The 21,400-nt window shown below is 71.4% G+C and carries 20 protein-coding genes and 1 riboswitch; of the genes, 15 read left to right on the top strand and 5 right to left on the bottom strand.

Annotation, left to right across the window (positions count from 1 at the left end; translation table 11 throughout):
• Positions 1 to 639 carry a GNAT family N-acetyltransferase gene (locus Q5762_RS15590; protein WP_315892690.1) on the bottom strand — a complete coding sequence of 213 codons (639 nt, stop codon included), beginning with the start codon at positions 637 to 639 and terminating at the stop codon, positions 1 to 3.
• 94 nt (positions 640 to 733) lie between these two features.
• Between Q5762_RS15590 and Q5762_RS15585 the strand changes: the two genes are divergently transcribed.
• The 4 genes from Q5762_RS15585 to Q5762_RS15570 all read left to right on the top strand — a co-directional run bounded on the left by Q5762_RS15585 (position 734) and on the right by Q5762_RS15570 (position 3,849).
• Positions 734 to 949 (top strand): EF-hand domain-containing protein, encoded by a 216-nt coding sequence (locus tag Q5762_RS15585; protein ID WP_315892689.1) that lies wholly within the window; start codon positions 734 to 736, stop codon positions 947 to 949.
• 85 nt (positions 950 to 1,034) lie between these two features.
• Complete coding sequence (locus Q5762_RS15580) at positions 1,035 to 1,961, top strand: CopD family protein (protein WP_315892688.1); 927 nt, start codon at positions 1,035 to 1,037, stop codon at positions 1,959 to 1,961.
• Between the two features lie 158 nt (positions 1,962 to 2,119).
• Positions 2,120 to 3,214, top strand: a complete 1,095-nt coding sequence (locus tag Q5762_RS15575) for a hypothetical protein (protein WP_315892687.1) — start codon at positions 2,120 to 2,122, stop codon at positions 3,212 to 3,214.
• Complete coding sequence (locus tag Q5762_RS15570) at positions 3,211 to 3,849, top strand: hypothetical protein (protein WP_315892686.1); 639 nt, start codon at positions 3,211 to 3,213, stop codon at positions 3,847 to 3,849. Before Q5762_RS15575 ends, Q5762_RS15570 begins: the two co-directional genes overlap by 4 nt.
• A gap of 14 nt (positions 3,850 to 3,863) precedes the next feature.
• On the opposite strand, the gene Q5762_RS15565 is transcribed toward Q5762_RS15570, so the two are convergent.
• The 4 genes from Q5762_RS15565 to gcvT all read right to left on the bottom strand — a co-directional run bounded on the left by Q5762_RS15565 (position 3,864) and on the right by gcvT (position 8,335).
• Positions 3,864 to 5,234: an L-serine ammonia-lyase gene (locus Q5762_RS15565; protein ID WP_315892685.1), complete on the bottom strand. Its 1,371-nt coding sequence runs from the start codon at positions 5,232 to 5,234 to the stop codon at positions 3,864 to 3,866.
• 159 nt (positions 5,235 to 5,393) lie between these two features.
• On the bottom strand, positions 5,394 to 6,653 hold the full coding sequence (gene glyA / locus Q5762_RS15560) for a serine hydroxymethyltransferase (RefSeq protein ID WP_315892684.1): 1,260 nt from the start codon (positions 6,651 to 6,653) through the stop codon (positions 5,394 to 5,396).
• A 22-nt stretch (positions 6,654 to 6,675) separates the two neighbouring features.
• Positions 6,676 to 7,053 carry a glycine cleavage system protein GcvH gene (gene gcvH / locus Q5762_RS15555; protein ID WP_315892683.1) on the bottom strand — a complete coding sequence of 126 codons (378 nt, stop codon included), beginning with the start codon at positions 7,051 to 7,053 and terminating at the stop codon, positions 6,676 to 6,678.
• A gap of 88 nt (positions 7,054 to 7,141) precedes the next feature.
• Positions 7,142 to 8,335 (bottom strand): glycine cleavage system aminomethyltransferase GcvT, encoded by a 1,194-nt coding sequence (gene gcvT, locus Q5762_RS15550; protein WP_315892682.1) that lies wholly within the window; start codon positions 8,333 to 8,335, stop codon positions 7,142 to 7,144.
• Positions 8,336 to 8,497: 162 nt separating this feature from the next.
• Positions 8,498 to 8,601: riboswitch (glycine riboswitch) on the bottom strand.
• Between the two features lie 141 nt (positions 8,602 to 8,742).
• On the opposite strand from gcvT, the gene Q5762_RS15545 reads away from it, so the two are divergent.
• From Q5762_RS15545 to Q5762_RS15495, 11 genes are all read left to right on the top strand, one after another.
• Positions 8,743 to 9,414, top strand: coding sequence for an AAA family ATPase (locus tag Q5762_RS15545; RefSeq protein ID WP_315892681.1), 672 nt, complete (start codon positions 8,743 to 8,745; stop codon positions 9,412 to 9,414).
• A gap of 126 nt (positions 9,415 to 9,540) precedes the next feature.
• Positions 9,541 to 10,281 carry an enhanced serine sensitivity protein SseB gene (locus tag Q5762_RS15540; protein WP_315892680.1) on the top strand — a complete coding sequence of 247 codons (741 nt, stop codon included), beginning with the start codon at positions 9,541 to 9,543 and terminating at the stop codon, positions 10,279 to 10,281.
• 44 nt (positions 10,282 to 10,325) lie between these two features.
• On the top strand, positions 10,326 to 11,120 hold the full coding sequence (locus Q5762_RS15535) for an enhanced serine sensitivity protein SseB C-terminal domain-containing protein (protein WP_315892679.1): 795 nt from the start codon (positions 10,326 to 10,328) through the stop codon (positions 11,118 to 11,120).
• Between the two features lie 310 nt (positions 11,121 to 11,430).
• The gene (locus Q5762_RS15530) at positions 11,431 to 12,435 is read left to right on the top strand and encodes an ABC transporter permease (protein ID WP_315892678.1); all 1,005 of its coding nucleotides are present in this window, start codon (positions 11,431 to 11,433) and stop codon (positions 12,433 to 12,435) included.
• A 132-nt stretch (positions 12,436 to 12,567) separates the two neighbouring features.
• Complete coding sequence (locus Q5762_RS15525; RefSeq protein WP_315892677.1) at positions 12,568 to 14,331, top strand: ABC transporter substrate-binding protein; 1,764 nt, start codon at positions 12,568 to 12,570, stop codon at positions 14,329 to 14,331.
• A 126-nt stretch (positions 14,332 to 14,457) separates the two neighbouring features.
• Positions 14,458 to 15,456: an ABC transporter permease gene (locus Q5762_RS15520; RefSeq protein WP_315892676.1), complete on the top strand. Its 999-nt coding sequence runs from the start codon at positions 14,458 to 14,460 to the stop codon at positions 15,454 to 15,456.
• Positions 15,453 to 16,556 (top strand): ABC transporter ATP-binding protein, encoded by a 1,104-nt coding sequence (locus Q5762_RS15515; RefSeq protein ID WP_315892675.1) that lies wholly within the window; start codon positions 15,453 to 15,455, stop codon positions 16,554 to 16,556. The genes Q5762_RS15520 and Q5762_RS15515 overlap by 4 nt, the downstream gene beginning before the upstream one ends.
• Entirely contained in the window at positions 16,553 to 17,779 is a 1,227-nt protein-coding gene (locus Q5762_RS15510) for a dipeptide ABC transporter ATP-binding protein (protein WP_315892674.1), read from the top strand. Before Q5762_RS15515 ends, Q5762_RS15510 begins: the two co-directional genes overlap by 4 nt.
• Positions 17,780 to 18,537: 758 nt before the next feature.
• Positions 18,538 to 19,215, top strand: coding sequence for a trimeric intracellular cation channel family protein (locus tag Q5762_RS15505; RefSeq protein ID WP_315892673.1), 678 nt, complete (start codon positions 18,538 to 18,540; stop codon positions 19,213 to 19,215).
• Between the two features lie 23 nt (positions 19,216 to 19,238).
• Positions 19,239 to 20,102, top strand: a complete 864-nt coding sequence (locus tag Q5762_RS15500) for a thioesterase family protein (protein WP_315892672.1) — start codon at positions 19,239 to 19,241, stop codon at positions 20,100 to 20,102.
• 115 nt (positions 20,103 to 20,217) lie between these two features.
• On the top strand, positions 20,218 to 21,381 hold the full coding sequence (locus Q5762_RS15495) for a cysteine desulfurase family protein (protein WP_315892671.1): 1,164 nt from the start codon (positions 20,218 to 20,220) through the stop codon (positions 21,379 to 21,381).
• The last annotated feature ends 19 nt before the right edge of the window (positions 21,382 to 21,400 follow it).

The raw sequence follows: 21,400 nt of genomic DNA, 5'->3' as shown, positions 1-21,400 counted from the left end.
TCAGCCGGCCACGAGCAGGGCCTCCGAGGCGATCGGCCGGTAGCCGGCCGCCTGGAAGACGCGGACGCTGCGGGCGTTGCCCGGGGACTGCTGCGCCCAGACCACGTCGCCCGGCGTCAGATGCCGGGCGGCGAGGGCGAGGGCCCGGCCGATGCCGCGGTGCCTGACCCGCTCGTCCACCTCGATCGCGGCCTCCCAGCGGCCCGCGACGCCGCGGCCGAGGATCACCACGCCGCCCGCGGCGGCCCACACCCGGACGTCGTCGCGGTACTTCATCGCCCGCGCCACCCGGGGATGGTCCGGGTCCTCGATCTCCCGCAGGGTCAGCTCGGGGGCCCCGGGCAGGGCGGGTGCGACCGTCAGCAGGTCGACGGTGTTCATCCGCAGGCCCGTGCGGCGCATGAGGGCGATGAGGAACTCCGGGTTCATGGAGGCGGCCAGCGGATCGCTGTCCACGGCGGCCAGTTGCTTCCGTACCCAGGCCGGATCCTCGTCCGTGAAGACGACCGAGTGCGCGGTGAAGGCGAGGACCCCGGCGTCCCGTGGGCTCGGTTGCGGGACGATCGTCGTCGAACCGTCCGGCGGCGGGAACTCGCCGTGTGCCGCCGCCGCCAGGATCCGTGCCATGTCGTCGCTCATCCCTCCATGATCCATCAAGGCCCGGCGCCCGGCCCGGCCGGGCGGCCCGATAATCTGACCCCCGTCATTCCAGCATCGAGAAGGGGCGGAAACAGTGGCGGACATCGAGTCGGCACGCACGGCGTTCGAGCGGTTCGACGTGGACGGGGACGGCCTCATCACCGCCGCCGAGTACAAGAGCGTCATGGCCCAGCTGGGTGACTTCAACGTCACCGAGACGGTCGCCGAGGCACTCATCAACCAGCGGGACACGAACAACGACGGCAAGCTGTCGTGGGACGAGTTCTGGGCGCACCTCAGCAAGGCCTGACCCCTCCGGAGCAGGGCGGGCGGCAGGTACTCCGTGCGTACGCACGCGAGTTGCCGCCCGTCCGGGCGCCGGTGACGATCGAGCGGTGACGCCCCCCGGATCCGCACGTACTCCGATACGTCCCACGGCCGCCGCGCTCGCCGTCATCGCCGTCGTGGCCGCCGTCCTGCTCGCCCTGATAGGCGTCGGCGTCGCCCAGACGGGCACCGGGGAACTCCGTATCCCGGCCGCCGGTACCACCAGTCTCCTGAGGCTCCTCGTCCTCGTCGCGCTCGCCGTCCATCTGGGCGAACTCGCCGGCGTCCGGCTCGCCCGGGACGGCCCGCTCCCGCGCACCTGGTCGGCGCCCGCCTCCGTCACCGGAGCGGCCGCGACCGCCGGCCTCATCCTGCTCTTCGCCGCCGTCAGCGGCCTCGGCCTCACCACCGTGTACGCCACCCGCGAGGGCAAGCTGCTCCTCGTCACCGCGAACGCCTTCGCCTTCGCCGCCCTGTGCGCCGCGAGCCGCCGTCCCGGGCTCGCCCTGGCCCCGCTGGCCGTCGTGGTCGGCGCGGAGGCCCTGCGCGCGCACCCGGAGACCTACAGCCCCGCGGTCGGCGTCACCCTCACCGTCGTCCACCTGACGGCGGCATCCCTCTGGTTCGGCTCCCTGCTGTACGTTCTGCGGACCATGCGGCTGCGCGGCGGCGGGCGGGACGTCCTCGTCCGCTACGCCCGCACGGCGGCCTGGATCTTCGCCGCGCTCGTGGTCACGGGCACCTGTTCCACCCTGCGCCGACTCCCCCTGGAGGCCGTCCTCACCACGGCGTACGGCAGGGTCCTGCTGGCCAAGCTCGCCCTCGTCGGGGTGGCGAGCCTGCTCGCGCTGACCGCCCGGTACCGGATGCTGAGGGGCGGGGAGGCCGAGGCGCCGGCCCGGATCGAGCTGGGCGTCCTCGCGGCGGTCATGGTGATCTCGGCCCTGCTGACCGTGGTGCCCGACCCGCACTGGCTGGAGTGGAGCCGCGGCTGAGCCGCCGGGAGGGCGGTGAACTCGGCCGACCCGACGCGCGCGGGTGTGAACCGGGTGGGAATATAGGGGTGTTCCCCCAATCCCTCACCCCTATGTTGACTGCCGCGCGGTTGGTGCGTCGATTGCTGATGGCTGTGCTTCTGAGCGTAGCGATCAGCGTGGGACCCGTCGCTATCCCGGCGCCGGCGGAACTGCCGCCGCCTCCGACGACGTCGGAACCGCCGGCGGCCACGTCGGAACCGCCGCCGCCGACGACCTCGGAACCGCCGCCGACGACGTCGGAACCGCCGCCGACGACCTCGGAACCACCGCCGACGACGTCGGAACCGCCGACTGCCGCGGCCTCCCTCACACTGGACCCGGACCACGGCTCCGTCGGGGACCCGATCGACGTCCGGGGCACGGGCTTCGACGTGTGCTCCGCCGGCACCGTGTACCTCCACGTGGTCGACGGGCCCGAGATCGCGTCCGGCATCCCCGTGGCGGAGAACGGCGACTTCTCGTACACGGAGCCCATCCCGGCCGAGACGGACCCGGACACGTACACCTTCCGGGCCGAGTGCACCGATGAGCCGTCCCTCTACGCGGACGCCGCCCTCGTCGTCGAAAGCCCGGGGGACCCGCTCCTCACCCTCGCCGAGGAGGAGGGCGCGAAGGGGAGCACCGTACAGGCGGAGGGCACGGGCTTCCGGTGCTCGAACGTCGACCTTCTGTGGGACGGCGCCGAGCCGTCGCTGGCCACCGCCCCCGTCACGGAGCAGGCCACCTTCGCCACGGAGATCCCCGTACCGAGCGACGCGGAGCCGGGCGCGCACACGGTGCGGGCGGTCTGCCAGGACTATCCGGAGCAGTACGGCGAGGCTTCGTACGAGGTCACGGACGAGCCGGGCCCGACGAACCCCAACCCGACGGATCCGAACCCGACCGACCCCAACCAGACGGACCCGAATCCGACCGCCCCGCCCGGCACCACCGGAGGCGACGGCGGCGGCTCCACCCCCGTCGTGTGGGTCGTCGGCCCCGCCTCCCTCGGCGGCGCGCTCGCCCTCGCCGCCGCGGCGGCCGTCTACTTCGGGCGGCTGCACCGGGGCCCCCGCTGGGTGCGCAACCACGTACGGGCGACCCTGCGGCCCGCCACCGGCGACACGGCGCTGATCGAGTACCGGCCCCCCGGCGAGCCGCCCACCCGCACCACCCGGCTCGACCCGCACCCGGACCCCGGCCGGCAGACCCTCGACGAGGAGGACCGATGACCACGACCGCGCCCTTGAGGGCCACGACCCCGACGCCCGTCCGCTCGTTCCTGCTCGGCGACCGTGAAGGCCTCGAGGGCCCGCTGCGCGCCCATGGCACGGCCGGGCCGCTGCTTGCGCCCGTACGGGGCCGGACGCCCGCCGCCGACCGGGCGGTCGAGCACGAGCTGGCCACCGTCGTGGACGACTTCCTCGGCCTCGACGTGCTCGACCTGGCCGCCGCCGGCTGGCGCGGCCACTCCGCCCTGCAGTCCGCCGCGCGCCGTACCCGGGACCTGCCCGGCAGCGAGGAGGTCGTCGCGCTCGCGACCCACCGGGTCACCTCCACGCACCGGCCCTACGTCGACGTCTACGTGGACGGCGCGAAGATCGGCACACTGGACGTGCAGCTGAGCGTGGTCTTCTGGATCTCCGGGCTCGTCTGTGTGGTCCGCGACGCCCACCTGACCGGCGTGCGGTCAGGGGAGTGCGCGGTCGACGTGAGCCTGGGGGCGCAGGGGGCGGTGATCGCCGAGCGCCGGGGCGGTCGGCTGGACCTCCCCGGCGGATTCGCGCTGCGGGCCCCGGTGCCGCTGCTGCGGGACGAGCCGAACCGGCACGAGGCCCGGACCGCCCCGGGAACCAGTAGGCGGTGATCAGCCCGCGGTGATCAGCACTCGATGATGTTCACCGCGAGCCCGCCCCGCGCCGTCTCCTTGTACTTGACCGACATGTCCGCGCCGGTCTCCTTCATCGTCTTGATGACCTTGTCCAGGGAGACCAGGTGGCTGCCGTCGCCGCGGAGGGCCATCTTCGCGGCCGTGACCGCCTTGACCGCCGCCATGCCGTTGCGCTCGATGCACGGGATCTGGACCAGGCCGCCGACCGGGTCGCAGGTCAGGCCCAGGTTGTGCTCCATGCCGATCTCGGCCGCGTTCTCGACCTGCTCCGGGGAGCCGCCCATGACCTCCGCCAGCGCGCCCGCCGCCATCGAGCAGGCCGAGCCGACCTCGCCCTGGCAGCCGACCTCGGCGCCGGAGATCGAGGCGTTCTCCTTGAAGAGCATGCCGACCGCGCCCGCCGCCAGCATGAAGCGGACCACGCCCTCGTCGTCCGCGCCCGGCACAAAGTTCATGTAGTAGTGCAGGACCGCCGGGATGATGCCCGCCGCGCCGTTCGTCGGGGCGGTGACCACCCGGCCGCCCGCCGCGTTCTCCTCGTTCACGGCCATCGCGTAGAGCGTGATCCACTCCATCGCCAGCGCCGCCGGCTCACCCTCGGAGCGCAGCTTGCGGGCCGTGTTCGCGGCGCGGCGGCGGACCTTCAGGCCGCCGGGCAGGATGCCCTCGCGGGACATGCCGCGCGAGACGCACGCCTGCATGACGCGCCAGATTTCCAGGAGACCCTCGCGGATCTCCTCCTCCGTGCGCCAGGCCTTCTCGTTCTCCAGCATCATCGCGGAGATCGACAGGCCGGTCTCCTTCGCCAGGCGCAGCAGCTCGTCGCCCGTGCGGAAGGGGTACTTCAGGACCGTGTCGTCCGGGACGATCGGGTTCTCGCCCGCCACCGCGTCCTCGTCCACCACGAAGCCGCCGCCTACCGAGTAGTACGTCTTCTCCAGGACGAGCGCGCCCTCGGCGTCGTACGCGAAGACCGTCATGCCGTTGGCGTGGTACGGCAGCGCCTTACGGCGGTGCAGGATCAGGTCCTTGTCGAAGTCGAACGGGATCTCGTGCGCGCCGAGCAGATTGATCCGGGCACTCGACTTGATCCGCTCGAACTCCTCGTCCGCCGTCTCCACGTTCACCGTGCGCGGAGAGTTGCCCTCCAGGCCGAGCAGGACCGCCTTCGGCGTGCCGTGGCCGTGGCCCGTCGCGCCGAGCGAGCCGTACAGCTCGGCCCGTATCGACGCCGTGTGCGCGAGGAGTCCCTCGTTCTTCAGCCGGCGGGCGAACATCCGGGCCGCGCGCATCGGGCCCACCGTGTGGGAGCTGGACGGGCCGATGCCGATCGAGAACAGGTCGAAGACCGAGATGGCCACGGGGAACTCCTTGTGGGGGTGGCTGACGCCGTTGTCTGCCGGGGTGGTGCAGAACGGAGCAGGAAACAGAGCGGGAAGGGCGGAAAGGGGTGGGGCACCGCGCTCACTGTCCAGTGTGCGCGGTGCCCCGGAGCTTCGTACGAACAAAAGGGTACGAAATTACTTCAGGCCGGGGTACAGCGGGTGCTTCTCCGCCAGCGCGACGACCCGGGCCTTCAGGGCGTCCACGTCGGAGCCGGGCTTCAGGGTCTCCGCGATGATGTCGGCGACCTCGGTGAAGTCCTCGGTGCCGAAACCGCGGGTGGCGAGCGCCGGCGTACCGATGCGCAGACCCGAGGTGACCATCGGCGGCCGCGGGTCGTTCGGGATCGCGTTCCGGTTGACCGTGATGCCGACCTCGTGGAGCCGGTCCTCGGCCTGCTGGCCGTCCAGCTCGGAGTTCCGCAGGTCGACCAGGACCAGGTGCACGTCCGTGCCGCCGGACAGGACCGAGACGCCGTGCGCGGTGACGTCGTCCTGGACCAGGCGCTCGGCGAGGATCCGGGCGCCGTCCAGCGTGCGCTGCTGGCGCTCCTTGAACTCCTCCGAGGCCGCGATCTTGAAGGAGACGGCCTTGGCCGCGATCACGTGCTCCAGCGGGCCACCCTGGAAACCGGGGAAGACCGAGGAGTTCAGCTTCTTCGCGAACTCCTTCTTCGCGAGGATGACGCCGCCGCGCGGGCCGCCGAGCGTCTTGTGCGTGGTCGAGGTGACCACGTCCGCGTGCTCGACCGGGTTCGGGTGCAGGCCGGCCGCGACCAGACCCGCGAAGTGGGCCATGTCGACCCACAGGTACGCCTCGACCTCGTCGGCGATCCGGCGGAACTCGGCGAAGTCCAGCTGACGCGGGTAGGCGGACCAGCCCGCGATGATGACCTTGGGGCGGTGCTCCTTGGCGAGGCGCTCGACCTCCGCCATGTCGACCAGACCGGCCTCGTCCACGTGGTACGCGACCACGTTGAACTGCTTGCCCGAGAAGTTCAGGCGCATGCCGTGGGTCAGGTGACCGCCGTGCGCCAGGTCCAGGCCCAGGATCGTGTCGCCGGGCTGGGCGATCGCGAAGAGCGCGGCCTGGTTCGCGGAGGCGCCGGAGTGCGGCTGGACGTTGGCGTACTCGGCGCCGAACAGGTCCTTGATCCGGTCGATGGCGATCTGCTCGGCCACGTCGACGTGCTCGCAGCCGCCGTAGTAGCGGCGGCCCGGGTAGCCCTCGGCGTACTTGTTGGTGAGGACCGAGCCCTGGGCCTCCATGACCGCGACCGGAGCGAAGTTCTCCGAGGCGATCATCTCGAGGGTGGACTGCTGGCGGTGGAGCTCGGCGTCGACGGCGGCGGCGACGTCCGGGTCCAGCTCGTGGAGAGGGGTGTTCAGAAGCGACATGAATCGGATCCCTGGGGTCTCGTTAGCCGGCGGAGAACGCGGAGTACTCGTCCGCGGTGAGCAGGTCGTCCGGCTCACCGGTGACGCGCACCTTGAACAGCCAGCCGCCCTCGAACGGAGCGCTGTTCACCAGCGACGGGTCGTCCACCACGTCCTGGTTGGCGGCCACGACCTCGCCGGTCACCGGCGCGTACAGGTCGCTCACGGACTTGGTCGACTCCAGCTCGCCGCAGGACTCGCCCGCGGTGATGGTGTCGCCGACCGCGGGGAGCTGGGCGAAGACGACGTCACCGAGCGCGTTGGCCGCGAACTCCGTGATGCCGACCGTCGCGACGCCGTCCTCGGCGACCGACAGCCACTCGTGCTCCTTGGTGTAGCGCAGCTGCTGGGGGGTGCTCATGTCGTGATTCTCCTGGATCGAGGGAGTGCTGGTGTACGCGGGTCTTACGGGATGAGACGCGGGGCGAGACGTTCCGGCGTGGGAAACGTCACTTCTGGCGCTTGTAGAACGGCAGCGCCACGACCTCGTACGGCTCGTGGGTGCCGCGGATGTCCACACCTACACCCTGCGTACCGGGCTCGGCGTGCGCCGCGTCCACGTATGCCATCGCGATCGGCTTACCGAGGGTGGGCGACGGGGCGCCCGAGGTGACCTCGCCGATGACCTCGCCGCCGGCGACGACCGCCATGCCGGCGCGCGGGACGCGGCGGCCCTCGGCGATCAGCCCGACGAGCTTGCGCGGCGGGGCGGTCTCGGCGCGCTCGGCGGCCTTCTCCAGGGCATCGCGCCCGACGAAGCGGCCCTCGTTCGTCGTCTTCTCGAACTTCACGACCCGGCCGAGGCCCGCGTCGAACGGGGTGAGCGAGGTCGTCAGCTCGTGCCCGTACAGCGGCATGCCCGCCTCCAGGCGGAGCGTGTCACGGCAGGACAGGCCGCAGGGGATCAGACCGACCGGCGCGCCCGCCTCGGTCAGCGCCCGCCAGACGCCCTCGGCGTGCTCGGGCTTCAGGAACAGCTCGAAGCCGTCCTCGCCGGTGTAGCCGGTACGGGCGATCAGCGCGGGCACCCCGGCGACCGTGCCCGGGAGGCCGGCGTAGTACTTCAGCCCGTCCAGGTCGGCGTCGGTGAGGGACTTCAGGATGCCGGGGGACTCCGGTCCCTGGACGGCGATCAGGGCGTACGCGTCGCGGTCGTCGCGGACCTCGGCGTCGAAGCCCTCGGAGCGCGCCACGAGCGCGTCGAGGACGATCTGCGCGTTGGAGGCGTTGGCGACCACCATGTAGTGAAAAGACTCAGCCTCGCGCTCCTGGAGCCGGTACACGATCAGGTCGTCGAGGATGCCGCCGTCCTCCTGGCAGATGTGCGTGTAGCGCGCGCGGCCCACACCCACCGTGGAGATGTTGCCCACCAGCGCGAAGTCGAGCAGCTCGACGGCCTGCGGCCCGGTGACGGTGATCTCGCCCATGTGGGAGAGGTCGAAGAGGCCGGCCTTGGTGCGGACGGCGTTGTGCTCGTCGCGCTCGCTGGCGTAGCGCAGCGGCATGTCCCAGCCGGCGAAGTCGGTCATGGTCGCGCCCAGGGAACGATGCAGGGCCAGGAGGGGAGTGCGGCGCGCAGCGCCTTCGTCTGGGGCGGTGGCGGGCGACGGGTGGGCGGTCGGACGGGGGGCAGACGTGCTCATGGTGTGGCTCCCGGATCCCAAGGGCGGAAAACATGACGGGCGAGGACGTCCTCCCCATCTGTCATGGAACCTGAGAGGTTCACCGAGAGCATCTCGTCACCGAGAGGTCGGCTTGCACCTTGGGTGGGAACGCCACGGAGGCGTCCCGCTTTTCAGATCTGCCTCATCCACGCGGTACGGGGCCTGAGAGATTCAAGGGAGGGTCTTGCTCCTTCGGCGCCCGGGGCCCACCGTGGTGGGTTCCGGGACTCTCCCGCGCGGATTCGAGCGGCCGGTATGAGGTTGTGTGCGCTTGGCGCGCACATCATTGCATGCGGTGTCCGATCGGCAAATCGCTTGTCACTGATTACCCCTTCTTTACACTTTGTGGGCAGGGGGGTCCCAGGGACCCGACAGGGGGAGAGACGATGACGTTCCAGCACAGCGGCGCCTACGCCACGGGTGCGGGGATACCGGCCCAGCGCGCCCGCGCCCGGACCCGAAGGCGTCGCTCGGCCGTGCCCCTGCTCCGAGACCTGCGCGAGCGCGGCGGCCGCGGCCCCCGGACGCTCGCCTTCACCGCGGGCGACCTCGTGGTGGTCTCCGGGCTGCCCGGAAGCGGCAAGTCGACGCTGATGCGCCGCGCCGCCGACGGCCTCGGCATCGACTCCCAGGACGCCCGCGAGCGCTGGGAGGGCCGGCTGCCCGCCTTCCTGCCGTACGCCGTCTACCGCCCGCTGGCCCGGATCGCCCACTACGCCGGGCTGCGCCGCGCCCTGCGCGCCGGGCGGAGCGTCGTCGTCCACGACTGCGGCACGCAGTCCTGGGTGCGGAACTGGCTGGCCCGCGAGGCCCGCCGCCGGGGCCGCGCGCTCCATCTGATCCTGCTCGACGTCACGCCCGACACGGCCCGCGCGGGCCAGCACGCGCGGGGCCGGGGCGTCTCGGGGTACGCCTTCGCCCGCCACCGCCGGGCCGTCGGCCGGCTCCTCGGCTCGGTCGAGTCAGGCCGCCTGCCCCGAGGCTGTGCCTCGGCGACCCTGCTCGACCGGGACGCCGCCGGCGCCCTGCGGACGATCGCCTTCCGCTCCGCTCACTGAACCCTTCACCGAGCCCCTCACGAGCCCTTCACTGAGCCCTTTTGGCCACGGGGGTGCCAGGGCGGCGTTAGGGTTCTGCCCCGAGGGCGTCGTGACCAGGGCGCGCGAGAAGGGGAAACGGGAACCGTGGACGTTACGTGGCCGGGCAACGAGCTCGAAGAGGTCCTGGCGGCCTCGCTCGGCAACCCCTCCGCCGGAGGCCGCCTCGTCGAGGTCCTCGGCCGCAGCCCCGTCTGGGTGCCGCTGCCCAACGGCGGCAGCCCGGAGAGCCGGGACCTCGATCTGCCGACGATGGAGATCGACGGCCTGCCGTACGTCCCCGTCTTCAGCTCCGAGCAGCAGTTCCTGGCCTGCGTCGGCAGCCACATGTCGTTCACCGTGGCCCCCGCCCGTGACTTCGCCCGCGGCCTGCCGCCGCAGCTCGGCATCGCCGTCAACCCCGGCGGCACCGTCGGCGCCCCGCTGCCCCCGCCCGCCGTCGCCGAGCTCTGCCGCGTCGGCCGCACTCCGCTGGACGGCCCCGCGACCGGCGGCCGGGTCCGGCTCTTCGAGCCCGACTGGCAGGACGACCCCGTCGACTTCCTCTCCGCCGCCTCCGCCGAGTTCGAGGCCACCGGCGTCGTCCGCTCCGCCCGGCGCGCCCTGGCCAGCGTCGAGGGCACCGAACCCGCCCTGTTCGTCGGCGTCGAGCTCGTCGCCTGGGACGGCGTCGACCGGAACGCCCCGCTCGACGCCCTCGGCCGCGCGCTCGGCCGGGTCGAGGTGGCCTGGCCGGTCAACCTCATCCTGCTCGACGTCGCACAGGACCCGGTGGGCGAGTGGATGCTGGAGCGGGTGCGCCCCTTCTTTCAGCGGGCCTCCCTGTAACTAAGCTGGTGCGGTCGGTGGACGGAAGAGGGGCGGGAACCAGGGTGAGCGCGTCAGGCACCGCTGCGACCGGACAGGTCGAGCACATGCTGCGCCAGGTGGCACCCGGACGCTACGACGCGTACGAGCAGCTGCTGCACGCCCTCGGCGACGGCAGCCTCTGGATGCTGCTCTGGCAGGGCACGCCCGGATCGCCCGACGCCCAGTACGGCCACATGGAGATCGACGGCTTCGGGTACGCCCCGTGCGTCACCTCCGCCCAGGAGCTCGCCGTATCCGGCTGGAACCGCGCCCACGAGCTGGTCACCGGCCGTGAGATCGCCCGCTCGCTCTACCCCGACCGGGTGGGCGTCTGGCTCAACCCGCACGACGCGAACGGTGGCGTCGGCATCCCCTGGGCCGACCTCCGCCGGATCGCCACCGGTCTCGACCGGATGCCGGCCGGACCCCTGCGGCTCTCCGAGCCGGCCCTGGAAATCCCCCAGTTCTACGCCCTGCTGACCCAGAACGCCCATCGCACCCCGGCCGTACGGGCGCTGCGCCGGGCCTGGGTGCAGCCCGCGCTCGGCTCCCCGTACCTCGCCATCGGTCTCGACCTGTACGACACCTCCGCCGCCTCGGTCGAGTCGGTGCGCGCGATGATGCGCCAGTCGGTGTCCGCCGTCCCCGACGGCCTGCCCGTCTCGACGGTCGCGATGGCGGACACGTACGACCCGGTCGCGATGTGGCTGCGGGCCAACGCGCGGCCCTTCTACGACCGCGACGCGCACGCCGCCCCGCACGCGGCCCCGCCCGCCTCCGGCTACGGCTATCCGCCGGCCGTGCCCCGGACGTACTGATACGTCCCTTCCGTCACCCCAATTCACTCCTGCCATGCAGGAGTTGGGGGAGATGTCCGTTCTGGCCGAATAGTGGGTGAGATGGTCCGCTGAAAGGATCACAGAGTCCGGATAACGGAAGGCAACGAACCGCATCACGGTTGAGCAAACATTCACCGTGAGGGCTGGCGGGTGATCGCGAACACATTGAAGACTCCCCGGAACACCGGGCGTTCGGCCTCCTGGCCGGTGCCCCGCAGTTGTTCCACCGAGCCGCTACCCGCGGCGGGCAAGGGCCGGCTACCGGCGGCCGAGAGGGGTCCTCACCACGATGACGGCACCACTGCACGAGACGAGTGCGGCCGAGTCGACCGCCGCCGTCGATGCCGTGCCCCCGGCGCCGCCGGGCACGGCGATCGAGGGACGTTCCCCCTGGCAGATCGCCTGGACCAGGCTCAAGCGTGACAAGCTCGCGCTGGCCGGCGGCGCGATCGTGATCTTCCTGGTCGTCGTCGCGCTCCTCGCGCCCGTCATCGTGGGCCTGCTCGGACACCCGCCGGACGAGTTCCACGAGGACCAGATCGACCCGCTCTTCGGCACGCCGATCGGCTCCTACGGCGGCATCAGCTCCGACTTCCTGCTCGGCGTCGAGCCGGTCAACGGCCGCGACGTCTTCAGCCGCATCGTCTACGGGGCCCGGATCTCGCTGCTCGTCGCCTTCCTCGCGGCGATGTTCGCGGTCGTCCTCGGCACGATCCTCGGCATCGTCGCCGGCTACTTCGGCGGCTGGGTCGACGCGGCGCTCAGCCGCGTCATGGACGTCATGCTCGCCTTCCCGCAGCTGCTCTTCACCATCGCCCTGGTCTCCGTGCTCCCCAACGAGCTGCTCGGCTTCTCCGGTTCCGGGGTCCGCATCGGCGCGCTGGTGGTCGTGATCGGCTTCTTCGGCTGGCCCTACGTCGGCCGGATCGTCCGCGGCCAGACCCTCTCGCTGCGCGAGCGCGAGTACGTGGACGCCGCCCGCAGCCTGGGCGCCGGCCGCCTCTACATCCTGCGCCGGGAGCTGCTGCCCAACCTGATCGCCCCGATCATGGTCTACGCGACCCTCATGATCCCCACCAACATCCTCACCGAAGCGGCCCTCAGCTTCCTCGGCGCGGGTGTGAAGCCGCCCACCGCCTCCTGGGGCCAGATGCTGTCGACGGCCATCTCCACCTATGAATCGGACCCCCTGTTCATGGTGATCCCCGGCCTCGCGATCTTCATCACCGTTCTGGCGTTCAACCTCTTCGGCGACGGCGTGCGTGACGCGCTCGACCCGAAGGCCGCTCGCTGACCACCCTCAGCCACGTCCCCGATCGCCCGCACGCCCTACAGACCCGCCCCTGCCGCTGTTGACAGGAGGCAATCAACACCGGCGGACCGCCGTGACAACGGCGGCCGCCACTATTCCGGAGGTTGCGAGACCATGACTCTGAACAGCTCTTCGCGGCGCAGAATCGCCGCCGGCGCTCTCCTCGCCGCGGCCACGATGGTCGTCACCACCGCGTGTGGCGGCGGCAGCGGCGACGACAAGAGCAAGACCGGCGCACCCGGCTTCAACGCCGCGGTGAACAAGGTCGCCAACGCCTCCGACAAGAAGGGCGGCGAGCTGAAGTTCATCGGCTCGCAGGAGGCCGACTCGTGGGACCCGCAGCGCGGCTACTACGGCTTCGTGTGGGACTTCGCCCGCTACTACACGCGCCAGCTGATCTCCTTCAAGGCCGAGCCGGGTGCCGCCTCCACCGAGCTGGTCTCCGACCTCGCCACCGACACCGGCAAGGTCTCGCCCGACGGCCTCACCTACACCTTCACGCTGAAGGACGGGGTCACCTGGGAGGACGGCAAGCCGATCACCTCCAAGGACATCAAGTACGGCATCGAGCGCATCTGGGCCCAGGACGTCATCTCCGGCGGCCCGATCTACCTCCAGCAGGTCCTCGACCCGAAGATGGAGTACAAGGGTCCCTACAAGGACACCACCCCGGACAAGCTCGGCCTGAAGGCGATCGAGACCCCGGACGACAAGACCATCATCTTCAAGCTGCCGGTCGCCAACGGTGACTTCCTGCAGATGCTGGCCATGCCGGCCGCCTCCCCGGTCCGCCAGGACAAGGACACCAAGGCCCAGTACGGCCTGAAGCCCTTCTCCTCCGGCCCGTACAAGTGGAAGTCGTACACCCCCAACAAGTCGATGCTGCTCGTCCGCAACGACAAGTGGGACGCCAAGACGGACACCATCCGCAAGGCGCTGCCGGACAAGATCAGCGTCAAGTTCACCACCAACGCCGACGACATGGACAACCGTCTGGTCGAGGGCGAGTACGACCTCGACATCAACGCCACCGGCGTCGGTGCCGCGGCCCGTGCGAAGGTGCTCCAGCAGCACAAGGAGAACGCGGACAACCCGCAGACCGGCTTCATCCGTTACGCGGTCTTCCCGCAGACGGTCATCGACAACGTCGAGTGCCGCAAGGCGATCATCTACGCGGCCGACTCCAAGTCCCTCCAGACCGCCCGTGGTGGCCCGCAGGCCGGTGGCGACATCGCCTCCAACATGCTGCCGCCGGCGATCAAGGGTGCCGACCCGAAGGCCGACCCGTACGGCAAGCTGGCCGGCCAGCCGGACCTCACCAAGGCCAAGGAGGCGCTGGCCAAGTGCGGTAAGCCGAACGGCTTCAAGACCACCATCGCGGTCCGCAACAACAAGAAGATCGAGATCGCGACCGCCGAGTCCCTCCAGCAGTCGCTGAAGGCCGTCGGCATCGACGCCCAGATCGACCAGTTCGACGGCGCCCAGACCTCCGGCATCATCGGTTCGCCGAAGGTGGTCAAGGAGAAGGGCTACGGCATCATCATCATGGGCTGGGGCGCCGACTTCCCGTCCGGCCAGGGCTTCCTGCAGCCGCTGGTCGACGGCCGCTTCATCCTCCAGAGCGGTAACAACAACTTCTCGGAGCTGAACGACCCGTCGGTCAACAAGCTCTTCGACGACGCGCTGAAGGAGACCGACCCGGCCAAGGCCGGCGAGCTCTACAAGCAGATCAACACGAAGGTCTCGGACGCGGCGGTCTACCTGCCCTTCACGCACGAGAAGAACATCATCTGGCGCTCCTCGCGACTGACCAACGTCTACACGGCCGACGCCTACAACGGCCGCTACGACTACGCGTCGCTCGGCGTCATGAAGTAACTGCCAGAGTCAATCCACCCGCTCCAACGGCGCACCACCCGCCGCTAGGTCCGAAGGGCAGGTGATGGCCGCCCACGGCGGCCGGGGAAACCGATCGGGATCCCCGGCCGCCGGTCGGCCGACCGCATGCTTGCATATCTCCTCCGACGGCTGTTCGCCGTCGCAGTGATGCTGATGGTCGTCACCCTGGCGACGCTCAGCATCTTCTTCCTCATCCCCAAGATGACCGGCAGCGACCCTGCCGCGATGTTCGTCGGCAAGCAGGCGGATCCGGCTTCCATCGAAGCTGTCCGACAGAAGCTGGGCCTGGACGAGCCGATCCTGGTGCAGTTCTGGGAGTTCGTCTCCGGCATCTTCGTCGGCCGTGACTACACCGGCGGAGGCAGCACCATCCAGTGCGAGGCACCCTGCTTCGGGTACTCGTTCCGTACCGAGCAGGCCGTCTCGACGATGCTCGTCGACGCGTTCCCCGTCACCATCTCCATGGTCCTCGGCGCCGCCGTGCTGTGGCTGGTCATGGGCGTCTCGACCGGTGTGATCTCCGCGCTCAAGCGGGGCACCATCGTCGACCGCGCCGCGATGGTCACGGCCCTCGCCGGCGTCTCGCTCCCCATCTTCTTCACCGCCATGCTGGCGATGCTGATCTTCCGTACCCAACTGGGCTGGCTGAACGCCTCGTACGTGCCGATCGGCGAGTCCTTCGGCAGCTGGTTCGGCGGACTGCTGCTGCCCTGGATCACCCTCGCCTTCCTCTACGCGGCGATGTACGCGCGGCTCACCCGCGCCACCATGCTGGAGGTCCTCGGCGAGGACTACATCCGTACGGCACGGGCCAAGGGTCTGCCGGAGCGGGTCGTGCTCGGCAAGCACGCCATGCGCTCCACGATGACCCCCATCCTGACCATCTTCGGCATGGACCTCGGCGCCCTCGTCGGCGGCGCGATCCTGACCGAGACCGCGTTCAACCTCCAGGGTCTCGGCTGGATGGCGATCAAGGGCGTCAGCGAGCGCGACCTGCCGCTGATCATGGCGGTCACGCTGATCACCGCCGCCGCCGTCGTCATCGCCAACCTCGTGGTGGACCTTCTGTACGCGGTGATCGACCCCCGAGTGAGGCTCGCATGACGGACAAGCTGACCAAGACCGGCGCGGCGCTCGGCGAGCCGGTCGCCGCCGGGAACGCCCCGTCCGACGCCTTCCTCGACGTCCGCGACCTGAAGATCCACTTCCCGACCGACGACGGTCTGGTCAAGTCCGTCGACGGGCTCAGCTTCCAGCTGGAGAAGGGCAGGACCCTCGGCATCGTGGGCGAGTCCGGCTCCGGCAAGTCGGTGACCTCGCTCGGCATCATGGGCCTGCACACCGTCGGCCAGTACGGCCGGCAGAAGGCGCGGATCTCGGGCGAGATCTGGCTGAACGGCCGCGAGCTGCTCTCGGCCGACCCCGAAGAGGTCCGCAGGCTGCGCGGCCGCGACATGGCGATGATCTTCCAGGACCCGCTGTCCGCGATGCACCCGTACTACTCGGTCGGCGCGCAGATCGTGGAGGCGTACCGGGTCCACCACCCGGTCGACAAGAAGACCGCGAAGAAGCGGGCCGTCGAGCTCCTCGACCGGGTCGGCATCCCGGAGCCGGCCAAGCGCTTCTCGAACTACCCGCACGAGTTCTCGGGCGGTATGCGCCAGCGCGCGATGATCGCGATGGCGCTGGTCAACAACCCCGAACTGCTCATCGCGGACGAGCCGACCACCGCGCTCGACGTGACCGTGCAGGCGCAGATCCTCGACCTGATCCGGGACCTGCAGAAGGAGTTCGGCTCCGCGGTCGTCATCATCACGCACGACCTCGGCGTCGTCGCCGAGGTCGCCGACGACATCCTGGTGATGTACGGCGGCCGGTGCGTGGAGCGCGGACCGGCCGAGTCGGTCTTCTACGAGCCGCAGCACCCGTACACCTGGGGCCTGCTGGGCTCGATGCCGAGGATCGACCGGGAGCAGACGGAACGCCTGATCCCGGTCAAGGGCAACCCGCCGAGCCTGATCAACATCCCGAGCGGCTGCGCGTTCAACCCGCGGTGCCCGTACGCGGACGTGCCCAAGGGCGGCATCACGCGCACCGAGCGCCCCGAGCTGAAGGAGACGGGCAGCCGCCACCACTCGGCGTGCCACATGTCGCGCGAGGAGCGGACCCGGATCTGGACCGAAGAGATTGCGCCGAAGCTGTGAGCGAAAACAAGAGCCTCAAGAGCACGGACCCTCTGCTGAGGGTCAATGGCCTGGTGAAGCACTTCCCGATCAGGAAGGGCCTGTTGCAGCGCCAGGTCGGGGCGGTCAAGGCGGTCGACGGCATCGACTTCGAGGTGTACCCGGGGGAGACCCTCGGCGTCGTCGGCGAGTCGGGCTGCGGCAAGTCGACGATGGGCCGGCTGATCACGCGGCTGCTCGAACCGACGGGCGGCACGGTCGAGTTCGAGGGCGTGGACGTCTCGCACCTGGGTGTGGCGAAGATGCGCCCGCTGCGCCGCGACATCCAGATGATCTTCCAGGACCCGTACGGCTCGCTGAACCCGCGCCACACGGTGGGCTCGATCGTCGCAGCGCCTTTCAAGCTCCAGGGCGTGGACCCGGAAGGCGGCGTGAAGAAGGAGGTCCAGCGCCTGCTGGGCCTGGTAGGCCTGAACCCGGAGCACTACAACCGCTACCCGCACGAGTTCTCGGGCGGCCAGCGGCAGCGCATCGGCATAGCGCGAGCACTGGCTCTGAAGCCGAAGCTGGTGGTCGCGGACGAGCCCGTCTCAGCCCTGGACGTCTCGATCCAGGCACAGGTGGTGAACCTCCTGGACGACCTCCAGGAGGAGCTGGGCCTCACGTACGTGATCATCGCCCACGACCTGTCGGTGATCCGGCACGTCTCGGACCGGATCGCGGTGATGTACCTGGGCAAGATCGTGGAGCTGGCGGACCGCAAGTCCCTCTACACGTCGCCCATGCACCCGTACACCCGCGCCCTGATGTCGGCGGTCCCGATCCCGGACCCCCGCCGCAAGGGCGTGAAGAGCGAACGCATCCTCCTCAAGGGCGACGTCCCGTCCCCGATCGCCCCCCCGCCGGGCTGCCGCTTCCACACCCGCTGCTGGAAGGCGACGGAAGTCTGCAAGACGCAGGAACCCCCCCTCCTGGAACTCCGCCCGGGCCAACGCGTCGCGTGCCACCACCCGGAGAACGCGGACGGCGTGACGGTGCCGCAGGCGAGGGAGTCGGTAGAGGTGAAGGCCCCGGCGAAGCCTGCGGCGGCGGACCCCGCGGAGTCGCCGGAGTCGCCGGCGGAGCCCACCGAGGCGGACACCCCGGAGTCGCCGGCGGATCCCGCCGAGGCGGCCACCCCGGAGTCGTCAGCGACCCCGGCCGAGGCGGACACCCCGTCCAAGGACGACGCGCCGAAGGCGTGACTGCATGCGAGGCCCCCGCCGCCCGGCTGCCCGGGCGGGCGGGGGCCTCGCGGCGTGAAGGGGGCCGCAGGGCGGCTGCGCGCCGCGGAGCGTGGCGGCCCCGTCCGCGCCACCGGGGCGCCCGCACCCCGCGGCGCGAAGCTGCCGCGCAGGCCCACCGGCCCTGGTTCCGGCTCTGCCAGGGCCCGTCCGCGCCACCGGGGCGCCCGCACCCCCGCGGCGCGAAGCTGCCGCGCAGGCCCACCGGCCGGGGCCCCCGCCCCGCCGGCGCCCCGCCCGCTGCGGCGCGAAGGTGCCGCGTACCGGGGTTCGGGGTTCGGGGGCGGAGCCCCGGTCCCGTCAGGATTCCCACCCACCTGGGCCGCCCGGCAGCGCGTCGGCTCTGGCCAACCCGGCCAGGCCCGCTCCGTCGGCGCACTGCGGCGCGAAGCTGCCGCGCCGTGGGGTTCGGGGGCGGAGCCCCCGGTCCCGTCAGGGTTTCGGGAAGGGGTGGGGTGGGGGAGTTCGACGCCACCCACCTGCCGCGCAGGCCCACCGGCCCGGGCCCCCGCCTCGCCGGCGCCCCGCCCGCTGCGGCGCGAAGCTGCCGCGGACCGGGGTTCGGGGGCGGGGCCCGGTCCCGTCAGGGAGTTCCACGCCACCCACGCGCCGCGCAGGCCCACCGGCACCAGGCCCGCCACCCACCCACCGGCCCCGTCAGGCTCGCGCGCCCGCCCCGCCCGCGCACCCCCACCCCCGCCACCCGGCACAATTAGGCGGTGGTCCACGATCTCTTCAGTCCCGACGTACAGCACGCCCTCGACCTCGTCGGCATCTTCGTCTTCGCCATTTCCGGCGCCCTCCTCGCCGTCCGTAAGAACTTCGACGTCTTCGGCATCGCCGTCCTCGCCGAGGTCACCGCCCTCGGCGGCGGTCTCCTCCGCGACCTGATCATCGGCGCCGTACCCCCCGCCGCCTTCACCGATCTCGGCTACTTCCTCATGCCGCTCGTCGCCACCGTCCTCGTCTTCTTCCTCCACCCCGAAGTCGAGCGCACCCAGACCGCCGTCAACGTCTTCGACGCCGCCGGCCTCGGCCTCTTCTGTGTCTCCGGCACCATCAAGGCGTACGAATACGGCCTCGGTCTCACCTACTCCGCCGTCCTCGGTCTCGCGACCGCCGTCGGCGGCGGTGTCCTGCGCGACGTACTCGCCAACGAGGTCCCCTCCCTCCTCCGCTGGGACCGCGACCTCTACGCCGTGCCCGCCATCGTCGGCGCCACGATGGTCGCCCTCTGCATCCGCTTCGACGCCCTCAACGCGTACACCAGCGGCGCCGCCGTCCTCACCGCCTTCGTTCTCCGCCTCCTCGCCATGCGCTACCACTGGCGCGCGCCCCGTGCCTGGAACCGCCGTTCCTCCGCCCGCGAGGAGCCCGAAAAAGCTACCGCTCAGTAGCTTCCTGCGGTACCGTCGGAACCATGAGCACGAGCATCGAGACGACGACGGTCGGCACGGACGCGGGGACCAGCGAGTTCGACCGCGACACCGCCGTCACCCTCCGCGCCCCCGGCGTCTACGACGCCGACCTCTCCGCCGGCTGGACGATCATCAGCGCCGTCAACGGCGGCTACCTCCTCGCCCTGCTCGGCCGCGCCCTCGGCGACCACCTCCCGCACCCCGACCCCTTCACGATCTCGGCGCACTACCTCACGCCGTCCGTGCCGGGCCCGGCGGTGATCCGTACGGAGACCGTCCGCACCGGCCGCACGCTCTCCACCGGCCAGGCGTCCCTCTTCCAGTACGCCGAGGACGGCACCGAGGTCGAGCGCATCCGCGTCCTCGCCTCCTACGGCGACCTCGACGCGCTCCCCGACGACGTCCGCACCTCCGCCACGCCGCCCGCCATCGCGCCGATCGACCAGTGTTTCGGCCCCGCCGACGGCCCCCGCCCGCCGATCCCCGGCTCCAGCGCCATCACCGACCGCCTCGCGATCAAGCTCGACCCGGCCACCGTCGGCTGGGCGATCGGCGCGCCGTCCGGGAAGGGCGAGATGCGCGGCTGGTTCGCCCTCGCCGACGGCCGCGAGCCCGACGCGCTCTCCCTGCTGCTCACCGTCGACGCGCTCCCGCCGACCTCCTTCGAGCTGGGCCTCAAGGGCTGGACCCCGACCGTCGAACTGACGACGCACGTCCGCTGCCGCCCCGCCCCCGGCCCGCTGCGCGTCGCCATCACCACCCGCAACCTCGCCGGCGGCTTCCTGGAGGAGGACGCCGAGGTCTGGGACAGTGCGGACCGCCTGGTCGCCCAGTCCCGCCAACTCGCCCGCGCACCCCGGGGCTGACGTCCGACCGGGCGGGGGCGCGTCGGGTGGACCGCGACCGCGAGTCCCCGCCACCCGTGGCGTAAACAGGCCAGGCAGCCGAGGTGCGGAACCCGCCTCGTAGAATCAAGAAACCATGGCTTACCTCGACCACGCCGCGACCACGCCCATGCGCCCCGAGGCGATCGAGGCGATGACCGCCCAGCTCGCCGTCACCGGCAACGCCTCCTCCCTGCACGCGGCCGGGCGGCGCGCCCGGCGGACCGTCGAGGAGGCCCGGGAGACCCTCGCGGCCGCCCTGGGCGCGCGGCCCAGCGAAGTCGTCTTCACCTCCGGTGGCACCGAGGCCGACAACCTCGCCGTGAAGGGCCTGTACTGGGCCCGCCGCGACGCCGACCCGGCCCGCACCCGCGTCCTCGCCAGCCCCGTCGAGCACCACGCCGTCCTCGACGCCGTCGACTGGCTCGCCACGCACGAGGGCGCCACCGTCGAGTACCTCCCGGTCGACCGGTACGGTCGCGTCCACCCCGACACCCTGCGCGAGGCCATCGCCCGCGAGCCCGAGAGCGTCGCGCTTGCCACCGTCATGTGGGCGAACAACGAGATCGGCACCATCATGCCGATCCGCGAACTCGCCGACGCGGCCCGCGAGTTCGGTATCCCCCTGCACTCCGACGCGGTCCAGGCCTTCGGTCAGGTCCCGGTCGACTTCGCCGCCTCCGGCCTCGCCGCGCTGACCGTGTCCGGCCACAAGATCGGCGGCCCGTACGGCATCGGCGCACTGCTCCTCGGCCGTGAGTACAGCCCCGTACCCGTGCTGCACGGCGGCGGCCAGGAGCGCCACGTCCGCTCCGGCACCCTGGACGCGCCCGCCATCGCCGCGTTCGCCGTCGCCGGCCGGCTCGCCGCCGAGCACCGCGAGGAGTACGCCCGCGAGGTCGGCGCCCTGCGCGACGAGCTGGTGGCGGCCGTCCGCGCCGCCGTCCCCGACGCGATCCTCGGCGGCGACCCGGTCGACCGGCTCCCCGCCAACGCCCACTTCACCTTCCCCGGCTGCGAGGGCGACTCCCTGCTGCTGCTCCTCGACGCCCAGGGCATCGAGTGCTCCACGGGCTCCGCCTGCACCGCGGGCGTCGCCCAGCCCAGCCACGTCCTGCTCGCCGTCGGCACGGACCCCGACCTCGCCCGGGGCACCCTGCGCTTCACCCTCGGCCACACGTCCACGAAGGAGGACGTGGCGGCCGTCGCGCAGGCCATCGGCCCGGCGGTGGAACGGGCGAGGACCGCCGGCCTCATGTGAGGCCCCCGTCGAAGCCCTG

Origin of the sequence: Streptomyces sp. P9(2023), from assembly GCF_032436795.1 — a bacterium.
Lineage (GTDB): Bacteria > Actinomycetota > Actinomycetes > Streptomycetales > Streptomycetaceae > Streptomyces.
This window is presented reverse-complemented; position numbering and strand designations above follow the sequence as displayed.